The sequence below is a fragment of the Amycolatopsis sp. NPDC028719 genome (assembly GCF_055565395.1).
Genome location: NZ_JBVHUL010000002.1, coordinates 393624 through 416404, shown reverse-complemented (window position 1 = coordinate 416404; position 22781 = coordinate 393624). Strand labels below are relative to the sequence as shown.

Here is a 22781-nt window from a genome sequence, read left to right as displayed (position 1 = left end):
CGCCGTCGAGATTCGCGTGGGGGGTCCTTCGTGGCAGGGTCGGAAGACGGAGACGGCGACCGTGAGGTGCGGACGCTCAATCCGGCGCAATCGAATCCGCGGCTTCGGTACGAATTCGACCGCGGCAGCGGCTACGAGACCGAGATCAGGCTGACCGCCGCCCTCTCGGCGCTCATCCCCGAGGACGAACTGCTGCACTCCGATCACCGGTTCTTCCAGATCGTGCACCTGCTGACCGAGTACTGCTGGGTCGCCGTGCACCACAGCCTGTGCGACCTGACCGCCGCCCTCGGCCGCGGCGACGCGATCGCCGCCGGACGGTTGCTCGTGCGGTGCGCCGACACCGCGTCGCTCACCGTCGGATGCCTGCGCGTCATGGCGAACTCCCTCACCCAGGTCTCGTTCCTGCGCATGCGGGACGACCTCGCCGGCGCGGCCTCCGGGCTCGCCTCGCCCGGCTCGCGCAACGTCCGCCGTGCCGCGCACGCCGTGTGGGCCGCCTTCGAGGCCGCCACCGCCGACGCCGGCGTGACCCCGGCCGACCTGGTCGCGGCGACGCACCCGGACTCCGGCGCCGCTGGGCGCGTCGCGCAGCTCGCCGACGTCATGATCGGCCTGCAGCGCTTCGACACCCAGGTCCTCGAATGGAAGCAGGTCCACCTCAACCTCGTCTGGCAGATGCTCGGGGGCCAGCCCCGCGCCGCCGACGAACAGGAAGAGGACGCCGGCCGCCCCCGGAGCATGCGCGGCAAGTCCATCTCCGACCTGGAGCGGCTCGCCGTGCGCCCGCTGTTCCCCAAGCTGTGGTTGCAGAACACCGCGGTCTACCGCGCGATGAGCGCGGCGATCCCTGACGAAGAGGCGGCATGACGCAGGAAACGGACCACCCCACCACGACCGCCGGACCGCCGCTCACGGTCCTGCCGACGCCGCGGACGACGCTGCGCGAGGTCCCGTTCGGCGAGGTCCGCGCGATCCTCGCCGGCGAGCCCGCCGCGGACCGGTGGGCGTGGGCGCCCGGCTATCCCTTCGACGGCACCGTCGGCGGCGCGAAGCTGGTGCTGCGGATGGTCACCGCGGACGCCTACCGGCCGGGATTCGGCCTCTACCAGATCGTCGACCGTGCGTCCGGGCTCGCGGTCGGTGACGTCGGCTTCCACTCCGCGCCCGACGCCGAGGGCACCGCCGAGATCGGCTACGGCCTGATCGAGCCGTTCCGGGGCCGCGGCCTGGCGACCGAGGCCGTCGAAGCGCTGCTCGGCTGGACGTTCCGCCAGCCCGGCGTCACCACGGTGCGCGCCGAGACCGACGAGGACCACCTGCCGTCGCGGCGGGTGCTGGAGAAGACCGGGTTCACGCTGCTCGGCACGGACGGCGAGACGCGCGAGTACGCGAGACGACGGGAGCCGACGTTACTGATGCGACCAAAAGCAGGCCGGCCGTCGAGCGGTACGTGCCATTGCCACGAAAGCCATCCGGCCGTGACTGTGGTCGGATCAGTAACGAACGGCACAGTATGATCAAGGTGGCGGTGTTCGAATCGGCCGACGCGTCCGCGCTGCCGGACCTGCTCGACGCGGCGGCCGACTGGTGCGAGCTGGTCGTGGTCAACGCGGGTCCGCAGCCGTGGACCACCGACGAGCGCGAAGGCCTCGCCGAACTGGCCGAGGTCGTCGACGCGGCCGGGGCGGACCCGGACACCGTCGCCGCGCGGCTGGCCGGCCTCGGCGTCGACGGCGTGGTGACCGTCGAGGACGAGTGGATTCCGCTCGTCGCCGCGGTCGCCGCCCGGCTGGGCCTGCCGTACCACGACGAAGAGACCGCCGAAGCGGTGACGCGCAAGGACGTCCAGCGCGCGCGGCTCGCCGGCACCGGGCTCGCCGTGCGCGCCGCGCCTTTCACCGACGATGCCGGGCTCGTCGCTGCGATCGCCGCCGTCGGCTTCCCCGCGGTGCTGAAACCGGTGCGCGGCAACGGAAGCTTCAACATCTTCCCCGTCGACGACGAACCCGCGCTGCGGGCCGCGCTGGCCGGGGCGAGGACCTCCGCGGGACCCCGGACGGGGGCCGCGCCGACGTGGCTGCTGGAGGAGCGGCTGATCGGCGTCCCCCACGACGAGCAGGACTGGCTCGGCGACCACTTCTCGGTCGAGATGGCCTCCCTGGGCGAAGGCGAGCACTGGGCGTTCTGGCTCTCGGACCGGTTCCCGCTGCTCCCGCCGCTGCGCGACAGCGGGATGACCGGGCCGTCGCTGCTGTCGTGGGAGACGCAGCAGCTCGCGATCGAGCGCGCCGGGCGGATCCTGACCACGCTGGGCGTCACCAGCGGCCTCGCGCACATGGAGTTCAAGCTGACCGCCACCGGCCCACGGCTGATCGAGGTCAACGGCAGGCTCGGCGGGTTCCTGTCGTCGATCGTGCCGCGCGTGAGCGACCTGAACCCGGTGCGCCTCGCGCTGGAGGTGGCCGCCGGCAAGGCCGCGCGCCGCCCGGTGGTCACTTCCGGCTACGCGGCCTGCATCTTCACCCAGTTCCCGCCCGCCGCCCGCCGGCTCACCGCGCTCGCCGATCCGGCCGAGCTGCTGCGGGTGCCCGGGGTGTGGCGGGTCGATCCCCGCGCGGCGGTCGGCGACGCGCTCGACTACCGCACCGGCCTGCACGGGCGGCTGCAGAACGTGTGGATCGAGGGCGGCACCCCGGCCGCGTTCCGCGACACCTGGGTCGCCGCGTCCGCGGCCATCGCCGCCGGCAACCGGTTCGAGTGAGGGAGCGACGATGACGGACGGCGTTCCCGTGCTGTGCTTCCCGCCCGCGGGGGCGGGCCCGAGCTTCTTCCAGGCCTGGCCGGAGGCGGCACCCGCGCTGCGGTTCGCCGCCGTCGACCTGCCCGGCAAGGAACGGCGCTTCGCCGAACCGCCGGCGACCACCATGGCCGGACTGCTCGACGCGATCGCCGGCGACGTCCTGCGCGAAGCCGGCGCCGCCGGGCGGGTCGGCGTGTTCGGCCACTCCTTCGGCGCACGGGTCGCCTACGAGGTGGCCCGGCTGGTCGCCCGCGAGCGGCCGGACACGGACCTGACGGTGTTCGTCAGCGGCGCCGCCCGGCCCGGCGTCCGGCGGTCGGCGCCGATCGCCGGGCTCCCCGACGACGAGTTCGCCGTCGCCGTCGCCGAGCTGGCCGGCTACCGCCACCCGGCCCTGGCCGACCCGGACCTGCGGGAGCTGCTCTTGCCGGCGCTGCGCGCGGACATCGCGGTCGACGAGACCTACGAGCCCGGGTACGCCGAGCCGGCCGCGTTCCCGATCGTGTCGGTCCGCGGCGCCGACGACGAACTGGTGTCCGCGGCGGCCGCCGCCCGCTGGGCCGAAGTGACGTCGGCGGGGTGGCGGGCCGAGGAACTCCCCGGCGGCCACATGTACCTGGTCGAGCAGTGGCAGCCGCTGGTCGCGCTGATGGAGCGCGCGCTGGCGGGCGAAGACGCGCGGCCGTGAGCCGCTGAGACGGGTGGGAGGAGAAGCCGTGCCGAACGTTCTGCGCCCGGTGCCCGCCGGGCTCGGCGACGGGACCGTGCGCGCCCGCGCCGTCGCCCTGGGCGCCGCTCTGCGGTTCGAGCCCGTTCCGCGCCCGGCCGCGGAGGCCGCGCGATGGCGGGAGCGCGAACTGGCCCGCGGGACCGCCGGGCTCGTCGTGCTGGCGTACGCCGACGGCGTCCGCGAACTGGTCGCGACCGGGCCGGGTGCCGAGGGCCTGGCCCGCGCGGTGCTGGAAAGCCCGCCGGCCGGAGATCTGCCGGCACACCTGGCCGGACCTTCGGAACAGTCCACTGTGGACCTCGGTCCGGCCGGGCCCGCCGACGTGCTCGCCGCGCTCGGCCTGGTGCTCAGCCGGTACACGCGCAGTGCGTCGCAGGTCTTCGGTGCCACGCTCGTCACGGTCGACGAGGACCAGCCGGTCGGGGTGTTCCGCAAGCAGGTCGCGACCGGCGCCGTACCCGAGGTCCTCACCGTGGGCCACGCGCTGACCGTGCGGGTCGTCGACGGCCGCGCGACCGCCCGCTTCGCGGCGGACGCCGTCGCCGGGTGGGCCGCGGTCCAGCTCGGACGGCAGCTCGCCGCGGTGCTCGCGGAGCTGCGGACCGGCGATCCCGACCGGCCGCTGGCCGACATCGCCCTCGACGCGGGGCCCGAACCGCGGCCGGCGACCGCCGGCCGTCCCCGCACCATCACCGAAGTCTTCGCCGAGCAGGCCGCCCGGCGCGGTCCGGCTCCGGCGGTGTCCGGCGACGACCGCTCCTTCACCTATGCCGAACTCGCCGCGCGAGCCGAACGCTTCGCCGCCGGCCTGCGGTCCCGGGGGATCCGGCCCGGCGACCGGGTCGGGATCGTGCACGAACGCGGCGCCGAACTCGTCGCGCTGCTGCTCGGCGTGCTGCGGGCCGGGGCGGTGTACGTCCCCCTCGACCCCGCCTACCCCCGCCGGCGGCTGACCTACATCACCGAAGACGCGGGGCTCGCGCTGGTGGTCACCGACGAGATCGCGGCCGAGCTGCCGGCCGACGGCGAGGTACCGGCCGGGCTCGCCGGCCCCGACGACCCCGCCTACGTCATCTACACCTCCGGCTCGACCGGGCGCCCCAAGGGCGTCGTCGTGCCGCACCGCAACGTCGTCGACCTCGTTTCCGGCACCGCGGAAGACTTCGGGTTCGGGGACACCGACGTCTGGACGTGGTTCCACTCGGTCGCCTTCGACTTCTCGGTCTGGGAGATCTGGGGACCCCTGCTCACCGGCGGCCGGGTCGTCGTCGTGCCGGAGTGGACGCGCCGCTCCCCGGACGAGTTCGCCGCGCTGCTGCGCGATGAGGGCGTCACCGTCCTCAACCAGACACCGTCGAGCTTCACGCAGGTGATCGAGACGCAGCGGCGGCGGTTCGACGACCTCCCGCTGCGGCTGGTCGTCTTCGGCGGGGAGCCACTGGACACCTTCGCGCTGCTGCCGTGGTTCGATCGCTATCCGGAGACGCGGTGCCGGCTGGTGAACATGTTCGGCATCACCGAGACCACCGTGCACGTGACCTCCCAGACAGTGACCCGCGCGGACGCGCTGGCCGGGTCCCGGTCGGTGGGCCGGGCGATCCCCGGCTGGGAGGTCCACGTCGTCGACACCCGCGGCCGCCGGCTGCCGCCGGGCGTGCCCGGGGAGATCGCGGTCGGCGGCGCCGGGCTCGCGCACGGCTACTTCGGCCGCCCCGGCCTCACCGCGCAGCGGTTCGTCACCGACCGCGTGACCGGACGCCGGCGCTACCTCAGCGGCGACCTCGGCCGGCTGCTGCCCGACGGCCGCCTCGAGCACCTCGGCCGGCTCGACAGCCAGGTCAAGCTGCGCGGCTACCGCATCGAGCTCGACGAGATCCGCAAGGTCCTGCTGGCCGGCCCCGGCGTCGTCGCGGCCGCGGTCGTGCTCGCCGCGCCGGGCACCGCCGAAGCCCGCCTCGACGCCTACGTCGTCACCGGCGGCCCGGACGACGAGGCCGACCTGGCCGGTCTGCGCGCCCGCGCGGCCGCCGTGCTGCCCGCGTACATGGTCCCCTCGACGTTCACCGTCGTGCCCGCGCTTCCCTTGACGGTCAACGGAAAGCTCGACGAGGCCGCCCTGCCCGAGCCGGCGCTCGGCGGCGCCCCGGTCGCGGAAGCCACCGGGGACGCCGGCGTCGTGCTCGCCGCGTGGCGCTCGGTGCTGGGGCCCGCGATCGGGCCGGACGACCACTTCTTCGACAGCGGCGGCAACTCGCTGCTGGCCGCCAAGACCCTCGCCGCGCTGCGCGACGCCGGCCTCACGGTCGGGATCCGCGACCTCTACGGCCATCCCACCCCGCGCCTGCTCGCCGCCCACCTCGCCGGACCACCCGCACAGAAGGAAGCCCAGCCGTGACCACACCGCACCCGCAGCCCGACCTCGCCGCCCTGGTCCGCCGGACCTGGGCCCGCGTGCTGGGCCACGACCGGTTCACCGACGACGACTACTACTTCTCCGTCGGCGGCAACTCCCTCGGCGCGACCCGGATCATGGCGGCGCTCGGCCGGGAACTCGGCACCCGGCTGCCGGTCCGGATGCTGTTCGACCACCAGACGGTCACCGCGCTGGCCGCCGCGGTCACCGCCCGGCTCGAGGCGAACGCGGCGTGAAAGGCCTGCGCCGGATCGCCGCCCTGCCCCCGGCCGCCCGGCTGCTGATCTTCACCAACGGGATCAGCGCCCTCGGCGCGGGCATGGTGATGCCGTTCCTCTGGATCTACCTCACCGAGGTGCGGCACCTGCCCACCTGGGTGCCCGCGGCGACCCTGGCGGTGCAGGCGTTCGCCGCGGTGTTCGGCGGCCTGGTCTACGGTGCGCTGCTGGACCGGCTGCCCTACAACGTCGTCGTGCCGCTGGCCAACGTCAACGCCGGCGTCGGCACGCTGCTGTTCGCCTTCGCCGGGCAGGCCTGGATCGCCGTCGCCGCCGCGATCGTGTTCGGCTTCGGCATCAGCGGGGTCGGTACCGCCGTGCGCGCGGCCTACGGCGCGACCACCGGTCCCGCGCAGCGCGAAACCGCGTACTCGGCGGACTACGGCGTCCTCAACGTCGCGATGGGGATCGGCGTCATCCTCGGCGGGGTGTTCGCCGCGCTGGCCTTCCTCAGCCCGGTCGGCCGGTACTTCCTGATGTACTCGATCGACGCGGCGACGTTCTTCGTGATGGCCGTGGCGACCGTGCGGGCCCTGCCGAACCGGGTGCACCACACCGAAAGCGGCGCCGGTGCCGTCCGCGGCACCTACCGGGCCGTGCTGCGCTCGCCGAGCCTGCTCGCCCTGCTGGCCGTGCTGCTGCTGTCCGCGCTGGTGTCCTTCGGCCAGTTCCGCGCCGGGCTGCCGGGCTACCTGACCCAGACCGGCGCCATCACCGCGAGCGGGCTGTCGTTCGCCTTCGCCGTCAACATCATCCTCTGCGCGGTGGTGCAGTTCGTGGTGATGCCGCACCTGGAGCGGTTCTCGCGGACGCTGCTGGTGGGGGCCAGCGGCGTGATGTTCGCGGCGTGCTGGGTGTTCGTGCTGCTGGCCGGCGGCCACACCGGCATGACGGCGCTGGCGCTCGCGACGGTCGCGGTGATCCTGCTGTCGATCGGGGAGTCCCTGGTCGTCCCGCTGCTGACGACGTTGCTGAACAACGCCGTCGGCGAGGACCTGCGCGGCCGGGCCAACGCGCTGTTCTCGATCACGCTCTCGACCAGCGCCGTCATCGGCCCGGCGCTGGCCGGGGCGCTGCTGCCGTTCGGGTCCGGCGCCGCGTTCGTCGGCGTGATGATCACCTTGAGCGTCGTCGCGACGCTGCTGGTGCTGGGCCTGCGCCGGTCGCTGCCCGCCACCGGGGCCGAGCCGGCGACCGTCGACGAAGTGGAGGCCGTGGCATGAGCGAAGGATCCGACGCGATCGCGATCGTCGGCATGGGCTGCCGGTACGCCGGGGCCGCGAGCGCCGCGCAGTTCTGGGACAACCTGCGGGCCGGGCGCGACCGCTTCACCCGCGGCGGCCCGGTGCCGCCCGGCGACGGCCCGCGCGACATCCCGGCGTGGGGCTTCATCCCCGACCGCAACCACTACGACGCCGGGCTGGTCGGCTACACGAGCGAGACGGCCGAGCGCGACCCCCAGCACGGGATGCTCTACGAGGCGCTGTGGGCCGCGGCCGAGGACGCCGGCGTGCGGCTGTCGGACATCGGCCCGTCGACCGCGGTCTACGCCGGGGTGGCCCGCACCAAGCACGTCGAACGCGGCACCTTCGAGTCCACTGTGGACCGGGACGCCACGTTCGCCGGCCCGCACTTCTCCTACTTCCACGACCTGCGCGCCGAAAGCATCATGGTCGACGCCTCGTGCGCGACCGGCCTGGTCGTGGTGCACCTGGCCTGCCAGAGCCTGCGGCTGGGCGCGTGCGACTACGCCCTCGCGGGCGGGGTCGCGGTGATGGACACCGATGGCACCTACGAGTACACGCCCAACGGCATCTACTCCAGCGAAGGCGTCTGCCGCCCGTTCGACCGCGCGTCCACCGGCACCGTCCCCGGCGACGGCGTCGGCGCTGTCCTGCTGCGCCGGCTCGACGACGCCCTCGCCGACGGCGACCCGATCCACGCGGTGATCCGCTCGACCGCGGTCGACAACGACGGACGGCAGAAGGCGGGGTTCACCATCCCCGGCGTCGAAGGCAAGATCCGCGTCGTCGCCAAGGCGCTGGCCGGTGCCGGCCTGACCGGCGCGGACCTCGGGTACGTCGAGGCGCACGGCGTCGGCATCCCGGTGAACGACCAGATCGAAGCCACCGCGCTGACCGAGGCCCTCGGCTCCGAAGGCCAGCCGCTCGCCGTCGGCTCGGTCAAGGCGAGCATCGGGCACACCGACACCGCGGCCGGGCTGGCCGCGCTGATCAAGACGGCGTTCGCGGTGGAGCACGGCTTCCTGCCCGCCACCCCCAACACCGGCGACCCGATCGAGGAGCTGACCGCCGGCGGCGACCGGTTCTCGATCGTGCCCGAAGGGCGCGCGTGGACGCCCGGCGGGCCGCGCCGGGCCGGGGTGATGTCGGCCGGGATCGGGGGCACCAACGCGTTCGCGATCGTCGAGCAGGTCCCGTGCTGAGCGCAGGCCCCGAGGTGCTCTGCGTGACCGGAACCGCCTGGCGCACGTCGCTGGGGGCCGGCCGCGAACAGGTCTGGCAGGCCCTGCTCGCCGGGCGGACCGGGCTGCGCGTGGTGCCCGGGACGAACAAGTTCCGCAGCTTCGTCGCGGGCCCGCTGCCGGACGCGCCCGCCGAAGGGAGCCCGCGGGAGCAGCACGTCGAACTGGCCACGGTCACGGCCGAAGCTGCACTGCGCGACGCCGGGCTGCGGGCCGGGGACACCGATCCGGTGCTGGTGCTCGGCACCAGCCTGGGGCCGCACATCGACGACGCGGACCCGGGATCACTGCACGACTGGGCCGCCGAAACGGGCAAGCGCCTGGGAGTGACGCGCCCGCCGGTGTCGCTGTCGACCGCGTGCTCCTCGGGCGCCGACGCGATCGCCGTGGCGGCGGAGCTGCTGGAAGCCGGGTACGCGGACGTCGCCGTCGCCGGGGGCGTGGACCTGCTGACCGACGGCAAGCGCCTCGGGCACGCCCAGCTGGGCACGCTGTCCCCGACGACGCACCGCGCGTTCGACACCGACCGCGCCGGGATGCTGCCCGGCGACGGCGCCGGGTACGTCGTCCTCGAACGGGCGGACTCGGCCCGGCGCCGCGGCGCCCGCGTGCACGGGTACCTGCGCGGCTGGGGCTCCACCAACGACGCGGCCGGCATGACCGCCCCGAAACCCGACGGCGAGGCCGCCGCGCGGGCCGTCCGCCGATGCGTCGACGTCGCCGGGCTGGGCTTGGCCGACATCGCGGTCGTGAACGCCCACGGCACCGCGACCGTCCTCAACGACCAAGCGGAAGCCACCTGCCTGTCGGGGTTGTTCGGCCTGGCACCGCGCCCGCCGGTGGTGTTCGCGACGAAAGGGGCCCTCGGGCACTCGCTCGGCGCGACCGGCGTCATCGAAGCCATCACCCTGCAGCTGGCGCTGCGCGACCGGACGGTACCGCCGGTGCTGGGCCTGGTCCGGCCGATGCCGGAGCTGCGCCTGCCCGTCGCGCGGGACGCGCCGCGCCGGTTCACCGGCGGGTTCGGCATCAGCCTGACCCTCGGTTTCGGCGGGTTCAACACCTGCCTGCTGCTCGAACGGGGGGACGATGCCTGAGCCGGTCACCGCGACCCGCGCGCCGGACGCCCCCCGGCCGCCCGGCGCCCCGGTCCGCTACGCCGACGCGTCCGCCTGGCTGGTGTGCGACCTCGTCGGCCGGGTCCTGCGCGACTGGGCGGGCCCGCGCGAGCGGGTCGGCGTCCTCGGGGTCAGCGAGTACGCCACCGGCGACACCCTGCGCCAGGTCGCCGTCGACGTCGCGAAGAGGGCGATCTCACCGCTGCGGTTCGTCGCCGCCAGTCCCGGCACACTCGTCGGCCTGAGCTGCCTGCGCTACGGCCTGCACGGACCGAGCCTGCTGCTGACGATGCCCCCGGCCGACGGGGTCCCCGTCGCGCGCGTGCTCGCCGGCCGCTGGCTGACCGGCGCGGCCCCGGCGGTGCTGCTGGTGACCCACCGGGTCGACGACTCGGGCACCCACCGCGGAACCTGCGAACTCCTGGAGGCGGCGTGAACGACACCGCGGTGACCGCGGGCGAGGTCGAGGACCTGCTCGCCCGCACGACCTGGCCCGGCGCGACCGGCCGGTGCCCGGGCGTGGCCGAACTGGCCGCCCGGTTCGCCGCGTCGAGCCTGGCCCCGGGCTCCGTCGTGCTGGTCGCGCTGCCCAACGGCACCCGGCTGATCCGGGTCTTCTTCGCCCTGGTCCTCGCCGGCCTGGTGCCGACGCTGCTCGCCGCGTCGACCCCGGCGACCCGCCTGCGCGCCACCGCCCGGCGGCTCGGCGCCGCGGCCCTCGTCCGCCCGGCCGGGACCGGCACCGGCGAGGCCGACCAGGTGACCGTCACCCCGCTGGCCGAGGGACCGCACCGGACGCACCGGCCCGGGCAGGCGATCCTGCTGACCTCCGGCACGTCCGGGATGGCCACCGGCTGCCTGCACGACGTCACCGCGCTGCGGCGCAACGCCACCCGCCACGCCCGCGGCATCGGCTTGAGCGCCGGCGACCGGATGCTGATCACGCTGCCGATGCACTACTCCTACGCCCTGGTCGCGCAGGTGCTGGCCGCCCTGGTCACCGGCGCGTCGCCGGTCGTCACCGGCCCGCCGTTCACCCCCGCCGGCTACCGCGAAGTCGTCACCGCACACGACGTCACCGTGTCCGCGCTGACCCCGCTGCTCGTCGCCGGCCTGCTGGCCGACGGCGGCCGGCTGCCGCCCGGCCTGCGGGTGCTCGGCGTCGGCGGCCAGGCGCTCGCCCCGGCCGCCACCGCGGCGCTGCTGGCCGCGAACCCGGGCCTCGAGCTGTACTTGACCTACGGGCTGACCGAAGCCGGGCCGCGGGTGGCGACGCTGGCGGCGCACCGCGAGCCGCCGAGCCGGTTCGCCTCGGCCGGCACTCCGCTCGAGGGCGTCCGGCTGAGCGTGCGCGACGCCGGCCGCGGCCCGGCCGAGCAGGAGGTGCTCGTCACCGCCGACACGGTGTACCGGGCCAAGGTCGGGGTCGAAGGCGGCGTGTCCCGCGGCAAGCTCGTCGGGCCGGACACCATCGCCACCGGCGACGTCGGCCGCCTCGACGACGACGGCTACCTGTGGCTGAGCGGCCGGATCTCCGACTTCGCGATCGTGCGCGGCGACAAGGTGTCCCTCTCGTCGGTGCGCAAGGCGGCCGAGTCGGTCGACGGCGTCCTGCGCGCGGTCGTCACCCCGCCCGGCGACGAAAACGCCGGCGCCCTCGGCCTCGCGCTCTACGTCGACGAGTCCCGGCCGCTGTCCGAACAGGACGTCCGGCGGACGCTGTACCCGCTGCTGACGGCCAACGAACGCCCCGGCGAGCTGACCGTGCACCCGGTCGCGGCCGGCAGCCTGCACAAGTAGGGGAGAACGCCATGGAACTGCTCTGCGTGCCGGGCGCCGGCGGCTCGGCCCGGGCCTACCGCCCGTGGGCCGCGGCCTTGGCGCCCGAGATCACCGTCCAGGCGCTCGACCTGCCGGGACGCGGCAAGGCGGCCCGCGAAACCCCGGCGCCGACGCTCGCCGCCACGGCCGCGAAGCTCGTCGAACGGATCCCGCGCGAGGGCCGCTACGCCCTGGCCGGGCACAGCATGGGCGGGCTGATCGCCTACGAGATGGCGCGCCGGATCTGCGCGACGGACACGCTGCCGCGCCCGGAGTTCGTCGTCATCGCCGGAGCCCGGCCCCCGCACCTGATCTCCGCCGCGGAGTTCACCCGGCTCGTCACCGCCGGCGACGACGACTTCCTGACCGGGCTCGTCGCCCTCGGTTTCCTCGACCCGGTCGCCCGGCAGTCCCCGATGCGCGGCCTGTTCGTCCCGACGCTGCGGGCCGACCTGGCGCTCGTGGCGGCCTACGAACCGGGGCCCGCGGAACCCCTGCCGGTCGACCTGTTCGCCTGGTACGGCCGCGCCGACCCCACCGCGCCGGGGACCGCGGTCGAGGAGTGGGCCCGCTACACCGGCGCCCGGTTCGAGACGGCCGCCTTCCCCGGCGGCCACGACTTCCCGTTCGAGCGGCCGCCCGCGGTGGCCGAGCGGCTGCGGGCGCACCTGAGCGTCCACTGAGGACGCTCCCGACCCATGAGGAGGCACCATGTCGGCCACGATCGACCACACCCCGGGCCGGTTCGCGGACTGGACCCCGCCGCGGAACCTGCCGTTCCACTGGCACATCTACGACGTCGGCAGCGCCCTGCCGCAAGGCTGGGCCGAGGAGCTGCTGGACGTCGCGGCGCGCCAGGCCGCCCGGCGCAGCTTCCGCCCCACCATGACCACCGCCCGCGAGACGCCCGACGCGATCATCCCGCTGGAGTCGGTCGACGGCGAGGTGCTCGTCGAGCAGGCACCGTGGGTGAACGAGCTCTACACCGGCTGGTTCCGGCAGCTGGGCGAGCGGCTGGTCGACGAGCCGCTGGAACTGACCAGCACCGCCAACCGCGCGCTGAGCCTGAACGTGCAGCGCGGCATCACCATGCGCTACCCCTGTCACGTCGACAGCAACCCGATGGAGGGCCTGCTGTACCTGACCGACTGCACCGAGGAGACCGGCGGCGGCCTGGTCGTCTCCCGCAACCGGCACGCCCGCGACGTGGCCGAAGTGAACGAGGACGCGGCGGTCATCTACCCGCGGCGGGGCCAGCTGTTCTTCTTCGACGCCCGCTTCCACCCGCACTACGTCCAGCCGCTGCGCACCGACGACGCCCTGCGCGCGGTCGTCACGATGAACTACTACACGCGGTCGATCCCCGAGGCGGTGCGCCCGGCCGGGCTGGACGACCAGCTGTTCGGCGCGGGCAAGCGATGACGCTGCTGGTGCTCTCCGGGGCCGACGTCCGGGCGCTGTTCCCGCCGAAGGAGAGCCTGGCGTCGATGCGCGACGCGCTGAAGGCGCTCTCGCGGGGCGAAGCGCACCAGCCGCTGCGCCCGGTCGTCGCCCCGGAGGGTGCCGCAGGGCTGCTGGCGATGATGCCCGCCTACACCGCGGCCGCGGGCTACGGCGTCAAGATCGTGTGCCTGTTCGACGGCAACACCGCACTCGGCCTCGACGCCCACCAGGGCGCGATGCTGCTGTTCAGCGGGGACACGGGGGAGGCGCTGGCGCTGCTGAACGCGTCGGTGCTGACCGAGCTGCGCACCCCGGCGGTGACCGCGGTGGCGACCGAGGCGCTGGCCCGCCCGGACGCCGCGGAGCTGACGGTGTTCGGCATCGGCGTCCAGGGGGCGGCGCACATCCGCACGCTGGCGGCGGTCCGCCCGCTGACCCGGGTGCGGGTCGTGGCGCGCGACGCCGCGCGGGCCGAGCGGGTGTGCGCGGTGCTGTCGGCGGAGCTGGACCTGCCGGTGGAGGTGGCTCCCTCCCCGGAGGAAGCGGTCGGGGCCGCCGACATCGTCGTGACGGCGACCAACGCGGCTTCTCCGCTGCTGCGGCGGGAATGGCTGCGCCCGGGTACGCACGTCAACGCCGTCGGCTCGTGCGTCCCGCACACGCGCGAGCTGGACACCCCGACGATCGCCGGGGCGCGCGTGTTCGTGGACTCGATCGAGTCGGCGACGCACGAGGCAGGCGACTACCTGTTCGCCCAGCGCGAGGGTGCGATCGGACCGGCGGACCTGACGCCCCTCGGCGACGTCCTGCTCGGCCGCGTCCCGGGCCGTGAGTCCGCGGAGCAGATCACGGTGTTCGAGTCGGTCGGCCTGGCGGTCCAGGACCTGGCGGCAGCGCGGTTCATTCACCGGCGGGCGGCGGAAACCGGCGCGGGAACCCGGGTCGCCTACTGACTCAGTAGGGTTCGTCCCATGGAGAGTTTCGCCCCGCAGACCGCTCCGGCGGTCCTCGAAGACCTCCGCACCCGGCTGCGCGCGACCCGCTGGCCCGACGCCCCCGAGGACGCCGGGTGGTCGGCCGGCACCGACGTCGGCTACCTGCGTGAGCTCGTCGCCCACTGGGCGGACGGCTTCGACTGGCCCGCCCGCGAAGCCGAGCTCAACGCCATCCCGCGCTTCCGGGCCACGGTGGGCGGCCACGACATCCACTTCGCGCACGTCCGCGGGACCGGGCCGGCGTTCCCACTCGTGCTCACCCACGGCTGGCCGGACTCGTTCTGGCGCTACACCAAGGTGATCCCGCTGCTGACCGACCCCGGCGCGCACGGCGGCGACCCGGCCGACGCCTTCGACGTGATCGTCCCGGACGTGCCCGGCTTCGGGTACTCCGCGCGCCCCGCCACGCCGCTGAACTCCATCGCCGTCGCCGGCCTGTGGGCCGGGCTGATGACGGAGCTCGGCTACCCGCGGTTCGGCGCGGCGGGCGGGGACATCGGCAGCCACGTGAGCCGCTACCTGGCGCTCGATCACCCCGACCGGGTGGTGGCGGTCCACCGCACGGACGCGGGCCTCCCGATCTTCACGGGCGACCCGGCGGACCTGACGCCGGAGGAGCGCGACTGGATGAGGGAGGTGACGACCTGGGGCGCGGCCGAAGGCGCGTACGCGGCGATGCACCGCACCAAGCCCCAGACGGCCGCGGCCGCCCTGAACGACTCACCGGCGGGCCTCGCGGCGTGGATCGTCGAGAAGATGCAGTCCTGGAGCGACGGCTTCCGCTTCACCGAGGACGAAATCCTCACGAACATCACGATCTACTGGCTGACCCAGACGATCGGCTCGTCGATGCGCATGTACCGGGCGAACGCGGCGATCCCGCCCGCACAGCTCGCCCGCCGCGTGGAGGTGCCCTCGGGATTCGCGCTCTTCGCGGGCGACGTCGTCCTGCCGCCGAGGGCGTGGCTCGACCGCACGGCGAACACGGTCCGCGTGACCGAGTTCGAGCGTGGCGGGCACTTCGCGGCGTTCGAGGAGCCGGAAATCTACGCCCGGGAATTGAGGGACTTCTTCCGCCCCTACCGCTCGTGACCGATCCGCCGGGCAAACCCCGGACCTGACAGATACCGGTCAACCTCCGGTCATCCGTCCCCGGGTGCGGTGATCGCCTCGATGATGCTGTCGAGGGGGTCGCATGGGGCGTTGGATCACGAAGGACGGCAAGCGGATCTACCTCCGCGACAAGGGGACGGGCGTGGTCGTGGCGGCGGTCGCCGCCGCGGCGATCGCCGGGGGTGCGGGCGGGGCCGGTGCCTTCGGCGGGGCGACGGGCGGGGCCGCCTCGGAGGCGCTGGCCGGGAACAGCGCCGGCGACGTCGTCGACTCGCTGCCGGGCCGCTCGCTCAAGACGCGCCGGGCCGAAGCGCGGGAGTCGGCCAAGCGCGGTAAGCCGCAGGAGGCGTGGAGCCGGCTGAAGGTCAAGGAGCTCAAGCGCGCGGTCCGGCGGCTGGAGCACGAGGGCGACTGCGTCGCGGCGGCGTCGGGCCGGGTGCGGGAGTTCCTGGCCGGCACGCCGTGCACGGCCTTGGACCGGATGCTGCTGGCGGTCGGGGACGGGCACGGCAACGCCGCGGTGATCTCGGTGGTGCGGGTCGGTTTCCGGTCGAAGAAGCAGGCGACGGCGTTCGAGCGGGTCGAGGCGGTGCAGGGCAGCGGTGACGTGCGGCCGCTGGAGATCGCGGCCGTGCTCGGCGTCGCCGGGGTGCGGATGACCGGCCTGCACTACGAGTCCCGCCCGGACGGTTACGGCATGGTCGTCGCCGAGGCCGACACCGCGACCGGTCACGTCGACGGCGCCACCTTGGACGCGCTCGCCGACGTGGCGGCGTACCTCCCGATCAGGTGACCGGTTCCGCACCCTGCCATCCGAGTGAAGCCGGGGCCCGGATCCGCCCCGGCGCGGGCGCCGGGGACCAGACTGCGGGAACCGTTTCCCACCGGAAGGAGCACCATGTCCGCAGACGACGCCCTGCTGTCGCTGTCCACGCCGGCCGGGCTCGCCGATCCGTGCCCGGTCTACGCGAAACTGCGCGAAGAGGCGCCGATCTTCCGCAGCGAAGTCTTCGGCGGCTGGGTGCTCAGCCGGTTCGCCGACTGCCAGCCGGTGCTCGCCGACGGCGAGACGTTCCTGGTGCTGGACGCGCGGTGGCGCGACCGGCACCGGCCGGGCTGGCGCGACAACCCGGCCATGGCGCTGCTGGCCGACCTCCTGCCGTGGAAGAACCCGCCGGACCACACGCGCGAGCGCCGCCTGCTCATGCGGGACTTCACCGTCCGGCGCGTCCAGGGGCTGGAGCCCGCCGTCCGCCGGGCCGTCGACCGGGTGCTGGACCGCTTCGCCGACGCCACGGCGGACGGGACCGCGGCGGAGTTCGTCACCACGGTGCTCTACCCGCTCGGGATGGCGGTGATCGGCGACCTGGTCGGCGTGCCCGACGCCGACCACGACCGCCTGCGCCGGCTGACCGACCTGATCGGCAGGCAGGTCAACCCGGCGATGCCGGCGGACCTGCGCGCCGAGGTCGACGCGGCCGCCGTCGAGTTCCGGGCCTACTTCGCGGACCTGATCGCGCTGCGGCGCGCGGAACCCCGTGACGACCTGACGTCCGCGCTGCTGGCCCGCCCCACCCCCGACGCGGAGCTGATGTCCGCCGACGACGCGCTCAACTCGCTCCTCGTGCTGTTCGGCGGCGGCTACGAAACCACCGCGGGCGCGCTGGGCCTCGGGATCCACGCACTGCTGACCCACCCGGAGCAGTTCGCCCTGCTCGCGGGTGATCCCGGCCTGGCCGCCGGGGCGACGGAGGAGATCTTGCGCTGGGACGGGGCCGCCCAGATGAGCCAGCGCGCCGCCGCGAGGCCGGCAGCACTCGGCGGGGTGGAGATCCCGGCGGAAGACATGGTCGTGGTGCTCCTGGGAGCGGCGAACCGCGACCCGGCCCGCTTCCCGGACCCGGACCGCTTCGACATCACCCGCGACGGAGGCCGGGGCCTGTTCTTCGGGCACGGCCTGCACCTGTGTCTCGGAGCGGCACTGGCCCGGCTGGAGATGACGGTCCTGCTCGAACAGCTCGGGAAGCGCTTCCCGACGTTGCGGATCGCGGGTGAGGTGCAGCGACGCCCGAACCCGGCCCTGCGCGGGATGGCCGCCCTGCCGCTCACGCGGTGACGCTTACGCCGGTGGGCCCGGATCGGGTGCACCGATACCCGCCGCGGTCACGGATTCCGCCGAAGAACAACCGACGACGCAGGAATACCCCGCGGCGTCCGGAAATTCGTGTTCAAGGTGGGCAGACGGCGCGCCGTGCGGCGACCACGCCGAAGGCGGTGCTGGCCGCGCTCGTCGACGCCGTCCCCGGTGTCGTCATCGAGCACGACGCCACCGGAGCCTCGCTGCGCGGCGGCGGGTGGTTCAGCGTCGACGCCGCCGAGTACGACCCGCCCGACCCGGTGGAGAACCGGTTCGGGTTCGCGCCGACGGTCGAGGTCGTCTTCGGCCTCAGCAAGACCGGCGACTTCGACAGCCAGGAAACCGACGTGCTGCGGCTGGTCCTCGGCGTGCTGGACCGCATCCGGGCGACGCGCTCTTCCACTCCCAGTACTCCGAGGTGTGGCTGCACCGCCTCGGCGGCCGGCTGACGGTCAACGACACCCTGTGGGGCCCCCAGCGGCTCACCCTTCTCCCACAACCCCATGAACGCAGGCCGATGGCGTTCCGCTGAGCACCGGGGTAGAGGAGACACATGGAAACCGACCGGTACGTCGAGGCGCCCACCTACCACCGTCCCCGGCCCGGCGACCCGCCGTCGGTGTTCCTGGCCGGTGGCATCACCGCGGTGGCCGAGCCGTGGCACGAGCACGCGGTACGCACGCTGCTGGGCGCGCCGCGGCCCCTGATCGTGTTCAACCCGAACCGGGCGGACTTCCCGATCCACGACCCCGGCGCGGCGTTCGAGCAGGTCAGCTGGGAGCAGCACCACCTGCGGCTGGCCGGGCTGACCCTGTTCTGGTTCCCGCGCTCGGACGCGGCGAAGACCACGCAGCCCATCGCCCTGTTCGAGCTGGGGCAGGCACTGGGTGAGCGGCGGCGCATCGTCGTCGGCGCGGACCCCGGCTACCCGCGCGAGCGCGACGTCCACCTCCTGTGCCGGATCAACCGCCCGGGAATGCCGGTGTGGTCCACGTTGGACGACACCCTCACCGCGGCGATCGACGCCGCGTAGTACAGGTACCGCCGCGCCCATGGACCTCCACGAGCACCGCTCAGCCGCCGCGAGCTCCCGCGCTCGACGATGAAGGCGAGTTGGTCGCCGAGCGCGTGCACGTCCAGATCGTGGCCCCTTGGACCGGCCACGAATGTGCTGCGCGAGAAACTGCCCGCGCATATCCGCAAGGTGAAGCGCGCGTGCTCGGGTGATTCCCGGCCGGCCCGGCGACCGCGCTCCGTTCAGCTGCTCGCAGGACTCAACCGAAGGACCTGCTCGAGCGTGAGGGGTTCGGCCGGGTCCGTGCGGGCCCGCCGACTCACCAGGGGAGGAAACGTGGGAGCAAGACTGAAGCTACTGGCCGTTGTGAGCGTGCTGGCAGTCGCGACGCCGGCGACGGCGTCCGCGGCGGAGCCCGCTCCGGCCGCGGTGTGCCGGGTGACCGAGCTGCCCGGGACGATCGCCGGCGAGGAGGTCTACCCGGCCGCCACCGACGACCACGGCACGTTCGTCGGTCTCGGCCGGTCGCACTTCGGCGACAACGAACACGGGCTGCAGTGGCGCGCCGGGGTCACGACGGACCTCGGGGAGTTCGTCCCGTCCGCGATCAACTCCGGCGGGGTGATGGTGGGCTCGCAGTTCGCCGGCGGGACGCGGCACGCGGCGATCCGGTCGGGTGGCGTGACGACGTTCCTGCCGGAGCCGGGCGAACCAGGCTCCGGGGCCACCGACATCAACGCCCGCGGCGACGTCTCGGGGTACACCTGGGTCGACGGCCTGTCCCGCGCCGTCGTCTGGCCGGCGGGCACGCGGACGCCGCGAGTGCTCGACGACGGGCCGGTGTACACGATGGCCCTCAAGGTGGACGACCTCGGATTCGTCCTCGGCTCGGCCGGGTTCGCCGGCGACGAGATGCAGACGGTCTACCGGCTCGACGGCACGATCGTGCGGTCGTTCCCGGTCATCGGCCCGGGCGGGCACCGCGCGTCGGACCTGGCCGGCGGCGTCCTGATCGCCGACCGCGGCGGCGCCGAAGGCGACGAGCTCACCTACATCGACGTGGTGTCCGGGCAAGAGCGGCCACTGCCTGACAGCACCTACGCCCAGGGCGGGGTCCTCGCCGCGAACGGCGCTGTCGCGGCGAAGAACCGCAACGGGTCCCCGGCGCGCTGGAAGTACGGCCGCCAGCTGCAGCTGCCCCAGCTCGGGAACACCTACCCGCTCTACCCGACCACGATCAGCGCCGACGGGCGGCAGATCGCGGGGGTCAGCACCGACAACACGCGGCAGATCGGCACGCTCTGGACGTGTCGGAACTGACCTCGACGCCGGCGGCGGCCAACCTGCTGAAACAGTGGCGCGGCCCAGCCAAAAGCGAATTTCGATCCAGGAATAGAAATAGCGAGGGCTTGTCGTCTAGAATCCGAACGGATTGCATTCATAACCTACGAGCAGAGGGAAATCGATGAGAAGGATCGGCATGATCGTGGCCGCTGCGGCGGCTGTTCTCACTGTTGTCACCGGGTCCACGGTTGCCGCAGCGGCGCCAGCCAGCGCAGATGCCTACCCCACTCTCAACTTCCTTATCAAGGATGGCACGGGTGGCTACTACTCCGGTACGGTAACCTTCTACAACCGTTCAGTCGGCGTCATAGGGTCGTTCAACGCCAGCGGATGCGAGCGGGCATACGCGACCTCAATAGTGGACTTGAAAGCGCTTGACGCGAGAAGCACAAGCCTGCACTGCGATACTGTCACCTCGGGAAGCTTTTCCCTCTCCGCGGACGTTCCCGGTGGGGCGAATCGCGTCTACCTCGCCATCAAAAGCGAATACGGGCGCGTGTACGACTCCACGAACTGCTGGCGTGAGACCATGATCTGCAACTAGTACGGAAACGGCAGTGGGGGTGAGCGGGTAGCCGCTTCGTTTGCAGTGACTGAGCCGGGCTTGACGAAAGAGCGTTATCTCTTGATCGGCCACGCTGGGCACGGTCGCGCAATTCTGTTAAACGTCGTTAAATCGAGGGAAGTGCCCATGCAATTGCGATCATTCGATGGAGCACCGTTGGCGTAGGTTTTCGACCAGCCCCAACGTCTGAGACGGCCGAGGGGGTGCGCGGCCCCGATCGGGCTCCGCGGCACCCCCTCGGCCTACCCCCGCAGGCCGACGCGCCGGCGTCAGCGGGGCTGGTTCGCCCACCAGGCCTGACCGGCCTCCGGCAGCGTCGAAATCGGGTCGTAGTACGGGTACCGGCGCTGCAACGCCTCCGGGTCCTCCAGTTCGATCCCCGTCCGGTAGTTCTTCGTCCAGTACGAGATCCCCAGCTCGCGGTCGTAGTCGCGGAGATCGTCCTCCCCGAGCACCTGGCTGAAGGGCCTGGTGGCCTCCTGTACTCCGTCGGTGACCACGAATCCGGCACCAGGCGGCGGCCGCGCCCAGGTGCCCGAGCCTCAGGGCCGGATCAGTTGCCGTCGTTCATGTTGTCTTCCTTGGCCGGGACCATGTTCGCGTACTCCTCGATGCGGTCGATGAGACCGTCCTCGAAACGGAAGTACATCGCCACGGGCAACTCGTTGCTGGACCCATCGGGCATGCCGATGTGCAGCACGTGCTGCTGGAGTACCTCGTTCGGCTTCTGGAACTGACGGGTGATGTCGTACCGCAACGTGATGACACCACCGCCGCCGCTGGAAGTCCGCCCGAGCTGTTCGAGGTTCTCGTCGATCGTCTGCTCCCCCTCGCCGTCGTTGTGCCAGACGGTGGCCGTGTCCGTGCACATCGCTCGCATGCTCGCGAAGTCGAACTTCTCCAGATGCCGCAGGTACTGGACCGCTTTTTCGGTGAGTTTCGGTTCCATGGTGCCGTGCTGTCCTTTCTTGCCGGGCTCTGTCACCGTGTTCTCGCCACCTTCGTCGAGGACGGGCGCGCGTTCCCCGGCTTCGACGAGGACCGGAAGACGGTTCACCTCGAGCGGAAGCGGGCAGGGAAACGCCGTGGAGAACACGTGGTGGGGCAGGATTACCTGGTTGAAGTCGAGTCGGACGGTGCTGCCCTCGTGCGGGAGGAGGATGAGCCACCGGCCGATCTCCGGCGTGCCGGTTCCGCTGGCGGCGTCGGTGAACACCACCAAGGGGAAGCCCGGGACGGTTTCCACCACCGTCAGAGTGTGCTGTTCGCCGCCGAGTTCGACGACGAGATCAGCCGGAGCGGGTACGGTTTCCTTGCTCCGCGGAGTGGTCAGCCGCTCCACTTCGACGGTGCGACCGGGCATCGGGCGGTATTCGGCGTCGATGACCCAGCTCGGATCGTAGGGATAGGTCGCGATCTCGCGCAGTCTCGTCAGAGCCGGCGCGGAAGGATCCCAGACGACCAGGCCGTAGATTCCGTCTTGTCCCGAGACGAAGCACACCCGCCCGTCGGGGAATTCCACCTGGCTGCCGGATTCGATTTCCACCGCACCGGTCACCGGCCGTCCGCCGACCGACACCCCGTCCGCGGCGGTTGCGGTGAGCGTCAGGATCCCCGACGCACTCATCTCCCACCGGCCGGGAAGGCCCGGTACGGCCCGTCCGGGATCCGAGACCATGGCCAGCATGACGGTGCCCGCCTTGCCGCCCGGGCCGGCGATCTCCGCCCAACGGTTCTTCCGCCAGGTCGTGTACTCCACCGGCACACCTGCTTGAGCAGGATCCTCAGTAGACATAAACCCCTCTTGTTTTCTGTCGACCGCCCCAGAACGGAACGCCTGTCAGACACCACCATGTGGCACTGGGACAAGATGTGGCAAAGAAGTTTGCTCATCTGGCAAACTCCAACCATGGACGACGAGAACGGCCGGGCTCTCGACGCCGTCGGGCCCCGGCTGCGCAAACTCCGCCACGAACGCGAGACCACGCTGGCCGAGCTGTCGGCCGACACCGGCATCTCCATCAGCACGTTGTCCCGGCTGGAGTCCGGTTCCCGGCGGCCGACCCTGGAACAACTGCTGCCCCTGGCCAGAGCACACGGCGTCACACTCGACGACCTGGTCGACGCCCCAGCAACCGGTGATCCACGTGTTCACCTGCGCCCCATAAACTGCAAGGGGGGTATGACGGTCCTGCCCCTGACCCGTCGCCCCGGCGGCCTCCAGGCCTACAAGTTCGTCCTGCGCGGCAATCTCCACCCGAAACAGCCCGTTCCCCAAGCACACGAGGGTTACGAATGGGTCTACGTCCTCAATGGACAACTACGGCTCGTGCTCGGTGAGGACGAGCTGATCCTCTCGCCCGGCGAAGCCGCCGAGTTCGACACCCGCACACCACACTGGTTCGGCGCCGCGACCACCCAGCCCGTGGAATACCTCTGCCTCGTCGGACGGCAAGGCGAGCGCGCACACATCCGCGCTTCCCTGCGGAAATGAACAAGCTCCCCGGCCGGACAACCACAA

The 22781-nt window shown here is 72.9% G+C and carries 23 protein-coding genes and 1 pseudogene; 22 read left to right on the top strand and 2 right to left on the bottom strand.

Annotated elements, in window-relative coordinates; all coding sequences use genetic code 11:
* The first annotated feature begins 30 nt into the window (after positions 1–30).
* The 21 genes from ACZ4TR_RS09935 to ACZ4TR_RS09835 all read left to right on the top strand — a co-directional run bounded on the left by ACZ4TR_RS09935 (position 31) and on the right by ACZ4TR_RS09835 (position 20239).
* Positions 31–870, top strand: a complete 840-nt coding sequence (locus ACZ4TR_RS09935; protein ID WP_465286697.1) for a hypothetical protein — start codon at positions 31–33, stop codon at positions 868–870.
* Positions 867–1520 (top strand): GNAT family N-acetyltransferase, encoded by a 654-nt coding sequence (locus ACZ4TR_RS09930; RefSeq protein ID WP_465286696.1) that lies wholly within the window; start codon positions 867–869, stop codon positions 1518–1520. Before ACZ4TR_RS09935 ends, ACZ4TR_RS09930 begins: the two co-directional genes overlap by 4 nt.
* 5 nt (positions 1521–1525) lie before the next feature.
* The gene (locus ACZ4TR_RS09925) at positions 1526–2764 is read left to right on the top strand and encodes an ATP-grasp domain-containing protein (RefSeq protein WP_465286695.1); all 1239 of its coding nucleotides are present in this window, start codon (positions 1526–1528) and stop codon (positions 2762–2764) included.
* A 10-nt stretch (positions 2765–2774) separates the two neighbouring features.
* Positions 2775–3491 carry a thioesterase II family protein gene (locus tag ACZ4TR_RS09920; RefSeq protein ID WP_465286694.1) on the top strand — a complete coding sequence of 239 codons (717 nt, stop codon included), beginning with the start codon at positions 2775–2777 and terminating at the stop codon, positions 3489–3491.
* 28 nt (positions 3492–3519) lie between these two features.
* Positions 3520–5928, top strand: coding sequence for a non-ribosomal peptide synthetase (locus tag ACZ4TR_RS09915; RefSeq protein WP_465286693.1), 2409 nt, complete (start codon positions 3520–3522; stop codon positions 5926–5928).
* Positions 5925–6182 (top strand): acyl carrier protein, encoded by a 258-nt coding sequence (locus ACZ4TR_RS09910; RefSeq protein WP_364521604.1) that lies wholly within the window; start codon positions 5925–5927, stop codon positions 6180–6182. Before ACZ4TR_RS09915 ends, ACZ4TR_RS09910 begins: the two co-directional genes overlap by 4 nt.
* Complete coding sequence (locus ACZ4TR_RS09905) at positions 6179–7447, top strand: MFS transporter (protein ID WP_465286692.1); 1269 nt, start codon at positions 6179–6181, stop codon at positions 7445–7447. The genes ACZ4TR_RS09910 and ACZ4TR_RS09905 overlap by 4 nt, the downstream gene beginning before the upstream one ends.
* On the top strand, positions 7444–8670 hold the full coding sequence (locus tag ACZ4TR_RS09900) for a beta-ketoacyl [acyl carrier protein] synthase domain-containing protein (RefSeq protein ID WP_465286691.1): 1227 nt from the start codon (positions 7444–7446) through the stop codon (positions 8668–8670). The genes ACZ4TR_RS09905 and ACZ4TR_RS09900 overlap by 4 nt, the downstream gene beginning before the upstream one ends.
* A gap of 23 nt (positions 8671–8693) precedes the next feature.
* The gene (locus tag ACZ4TR_RS09895) at positions 8694–9806 is read left to right on the top strand and encodes a beta-ketoacyl-[acyl-carrier-protein] synthase family protein (protein WP_465286690.1); all 1113 of its coding nucleotides are present in this window, start codon (positions 8694–8696) and stop codon (positions 9804–9806) included.
* Positions 9799–10263, top strand: coding sequence for a hypothetical protein (locus tag ACZ4TR_RS09890; protein ID WP_465286689.1), 465 nt, complete (start codon positions 9799–9801; stop codon positions 10261–10263). The genes ACZ4TR_RS09895 and ACZ4TR_RS09890 overlap by 8 nt, the downstream gene beginning before the upstream one ends.
* Positions 10260–11627: a class I adenylate-forming enzyme family protein gene (locus ACZ4TR_RS09885; protein WP_465286688.1), complete on the top strand. Its 1368-nt coding sequence runs from the start codon at positions 10260–10262 to the stop codon at positions 11625–11627. Before ACZ4TR_RS09890 ends, ACZ4TR_RS09885 begins: the two co-directional genes overlap by 4 nt.
* Before the next feature lie 11 nt (positions 11628–11638).
* Positions 11639–12331, top strand: a complete 693-nt coding sequence (locus tag ACZ4TR_RS09880) for a thioesterase II family protein (protein WP_465286687.1) — start codon at positions 11639–11641, stop codon at positions 12329–12331.
* Positions 12332–12359: 28 nt separating this feature from the next.
* Positions 12360–13070 (top strand): 2OG-Fe(II) oxygenase, encoded by a 711-nt coding sequence (locus ACZ4TR_RS09875; protein ID WP_465286686.1) that lies wholly within the window; start codon positions 12360–12362, stop codon positions 13068–13070.
* Positions 13067–14044, top strand: coding sequence for an ornithine cyclodeaminase family protein (locus tag ACZ4TR_RS09870; RefSeq protein WP_465286685.1), 978 nt, complete (start codon positions 13067–13069; stop codon positions 14042–14044). Before ACZ4TR_RS09875 ends, ACZ4TR_RS09870 begins: the two co-directional genes overlap by 4 nt.
* Before the next feature lie 18 nt (positions 14045–14062).
* Positions 14063–15178 (top strand): epoxide hydrolase family protein, encoded by a 1116-nt coding sequence (locus tag ACZ4TR_RS09865; protein WP_465286684.1) that lies wholly within the window; start codon positions 14063–14065, stop codon positions 15176–15178.
* 103 nt (positions 15179–15281) lie between these two features.
* Positions 15282–15992, top strand: a complete 711-nt coding sequence (locus tag ACZ4TR_RS09860) for a hypothetical protein (protein WP_465286683.1) — start codon at positions 15282–15284, stop codon at positions 15990–15992.
* Between the two features lie 105 nt (positions 15993–16097).
* A complete protein-coding gene (locus ACZ4TR_RS09855; protein ID WP_465286682.1) occupies positions 16098–17315 on the top strand; it encodes a cytochrome P450 in 1218 nt (405 codons plus the stop codon).
* Positions 17312–17785 carry a SitI3 family protein gene (locus ACZ4TR_RS09850; RefSeq protein ID WP_465286681.1) on the top strand — a complete coding sequence of 158 codons (474 nt, stop codon included), beginning with the start codon at positions 17312–17314 and terminating at the stop codon, positions 17783–17785. Before ACZ4TR_RS09855 ends, ACZ4TR_RS09850 begins: the two co-directional genes overlap by 4 nt.
* A 104-nt stretch (positions 17786–17889) precedes the next feature.
* Complete coding sequence (locus tag ACZ4TR_RS09845; protein ID WP_465286680.1) at positions 17890–18369, top strand: nucleoside 2-deoxyribosyltransferase domain-containing protein; 480 nt, start codon at positions 17890–17892, stop codon at positions 18367–18369.
* A gap of 318 nt (positions 18370–18687) precedes the next feature.
* A complete protein-coding gene (locus ACZ4TR_RS09840) occupies positions 18688–19671 on the top strand; it encodes a hypothetical protein (protein ID WP_465286679.1) in 984 nt (327 codons plus the stop codon).
* Between the two features lie 160 nt (positions 19672–19831).
* The gene (locus ACZ4TR_RS09835; protein WP_465286678.1) at positions 19832–20239 is read left to right on the top strand and encodes a hypothetical protein; all 408 of its coding nucleotides are present in this window, start codon (positions 19832–19834) and stop codon (positions 20237–20239) included.
* Positions 20240–20529: 290 nt separating this feature from the next.
* Here the strand turns inward: ACZ4TR_RS09835 and ACZ4TR_RS09830 are convergent.
* Both ACZ4TR_RS09830 and ACZ4TR_RS09825 read right to left on the bottom strand, forming a co-directional pair.
* Positions 20530–20697 (bottom strand): annotated as a pseudogene (locus ACZ4TR_RS09830) (lysine 2,3-aminomutase); the annotation flags it as partial.
* A 116-nt stretch (positions 20698–20813) separates the two neighbouring features.
* A complete protein-coding gene (locus tag ACZ4TR_RS09825; RefSeq protein ID WP_465286677.1) occupies positions 20814–21947 on the bottom strand; it encodes a DUF1684 domain-containing protein in 1134 nt (377 codons plus the stop codon).
* A 222-nt stretch (positions 21948–22169) separates the two neighbouring features.
* On the opposite strand from ACZ4TR_RS09825, the gene ACZ4TR_RS09820 reads away from it, so the two are divergent.
* Entirely contained in the window at positions 22170–22754 is a 585-nt protein-coding gene (locus tag ACZ4TR_RS09820) for a helix-turn-helix domain-containing protein (RefSeq protein WP_465286676.1), read from the top strand.
* Positions 22755–22781: the final 27 nt, after the last annotated feature.

What these genes read in the sequence shown, in the direction of transcription:
- ACZ4TR_RS09930 (WP_465286696.1), top strand. Translation starts at nt 867, where the DNA reads ATGACGCAGGAAACGGACCACCCCACCACGACCGCCGGACCGCCGCTC.
- ACZ4TR_RS09920 (WP_465286694.1), top strand. Translation starts at nt 2,775, where the DNA reads ATGACGGACGGCGTTCCCGTGCTGTGCTTCCCGCCCGCGGGGGCGGGC.
- ACZ4TR_RS09900 (WP_465286691.1), top strand. Translation starts at nt 7,444, where the DNA reads ATGAGCGAAGGATCCGACGCGATCGCGATCGTCGGCATGGGCTGCCGG.
- ACZ4TR_RS09890 (WP_465286689.1), top strand. Translation starts at nt 9,799, where the DNA reads ATGCCTGAGCCGGTCACCGCGACCCGCGCGCCGGACGCCCCCCGGCCG.
- ACZ4TR_RS09880 (WP_465286687.1), top strand. Translation starts at nt 11,639, where the DNA reads ATGGAACTGCTCTGCGTGCCGGGCGCCGGCGGCTCGGCCCGGGCCTAC.
- ACZ4TR_RS09875 (WP_465286686.1), top strand. Translation starts at nt 12,360, where the DNA reads ATGTCGGCCACGATCGACCACACCCCGGGCCGGTTCGCGGACTGGACC.
- ACZ4TR_RS09870 (WP_465286685.1), top strand. Translation starts at nt 13,067, where the DNA reads ATGACGCTGCTGGTGCTCTCCGGGGCCGACGTCCGGGCGCTGTTCCCG.
- ACZ4TR_RS09865 (WP_465286684.1), top strand. Translation starts at nt 14,063, where the DNA reads ATGGAGAGTTTCGCCCCGCAGACCGCTCCGGCGGTCCTCGAAGACCTC.
- ACZ4TR_RS09860 (WP_465286683.1), top strand. Translation starts at nt 15,282, where the DNA reads ATGGGGCGTTGGATCACGAAGGACGGCAAGCGGATCTACCTCCGCGAC.
- ACZ4TR_RS09855 (WP_465286682.1), top strand. Translation starts at nt 16,098, where the DNA reads ATGTCCGCAGACGACGCCCTGCTGTCGCTGTCCACGCCGGCCGGGCTC.
- ACZ4TR_RS09845 (WP_465286680.1), top strand. Translation starts at nt 17,890, where the DNA reads ATGGAAACCGACCGGTACGTCGAGGCGCCCACCTACCACCGTCCCCGG.
- ACZ4TR_RS09835 (WP_465286678.1), top strand. Translation starts at nt 19,832, where the DNA reads ATGATCGTGGCCGCTGCGGCGGCTGTTCTCACTGTTGTCACCGGGTCC.
- ACZ4TR_RS09825 (WP_465286677.1), bottom strand. Translation starts at nt 21,947, where the DNA reads ATGCTGGCCATGGTCTCGGATCCCGGACGGGCCGTACCGGGCCTTCCC.
- ACZ4TR_RS09820 (WP_465286676.1), top strand. Translation starts at nt 22,170, where the DNA reads ATGGACGACGAGAACGGCCGGGCTCTCGACGCCGTCGGGCCCCGGCTG.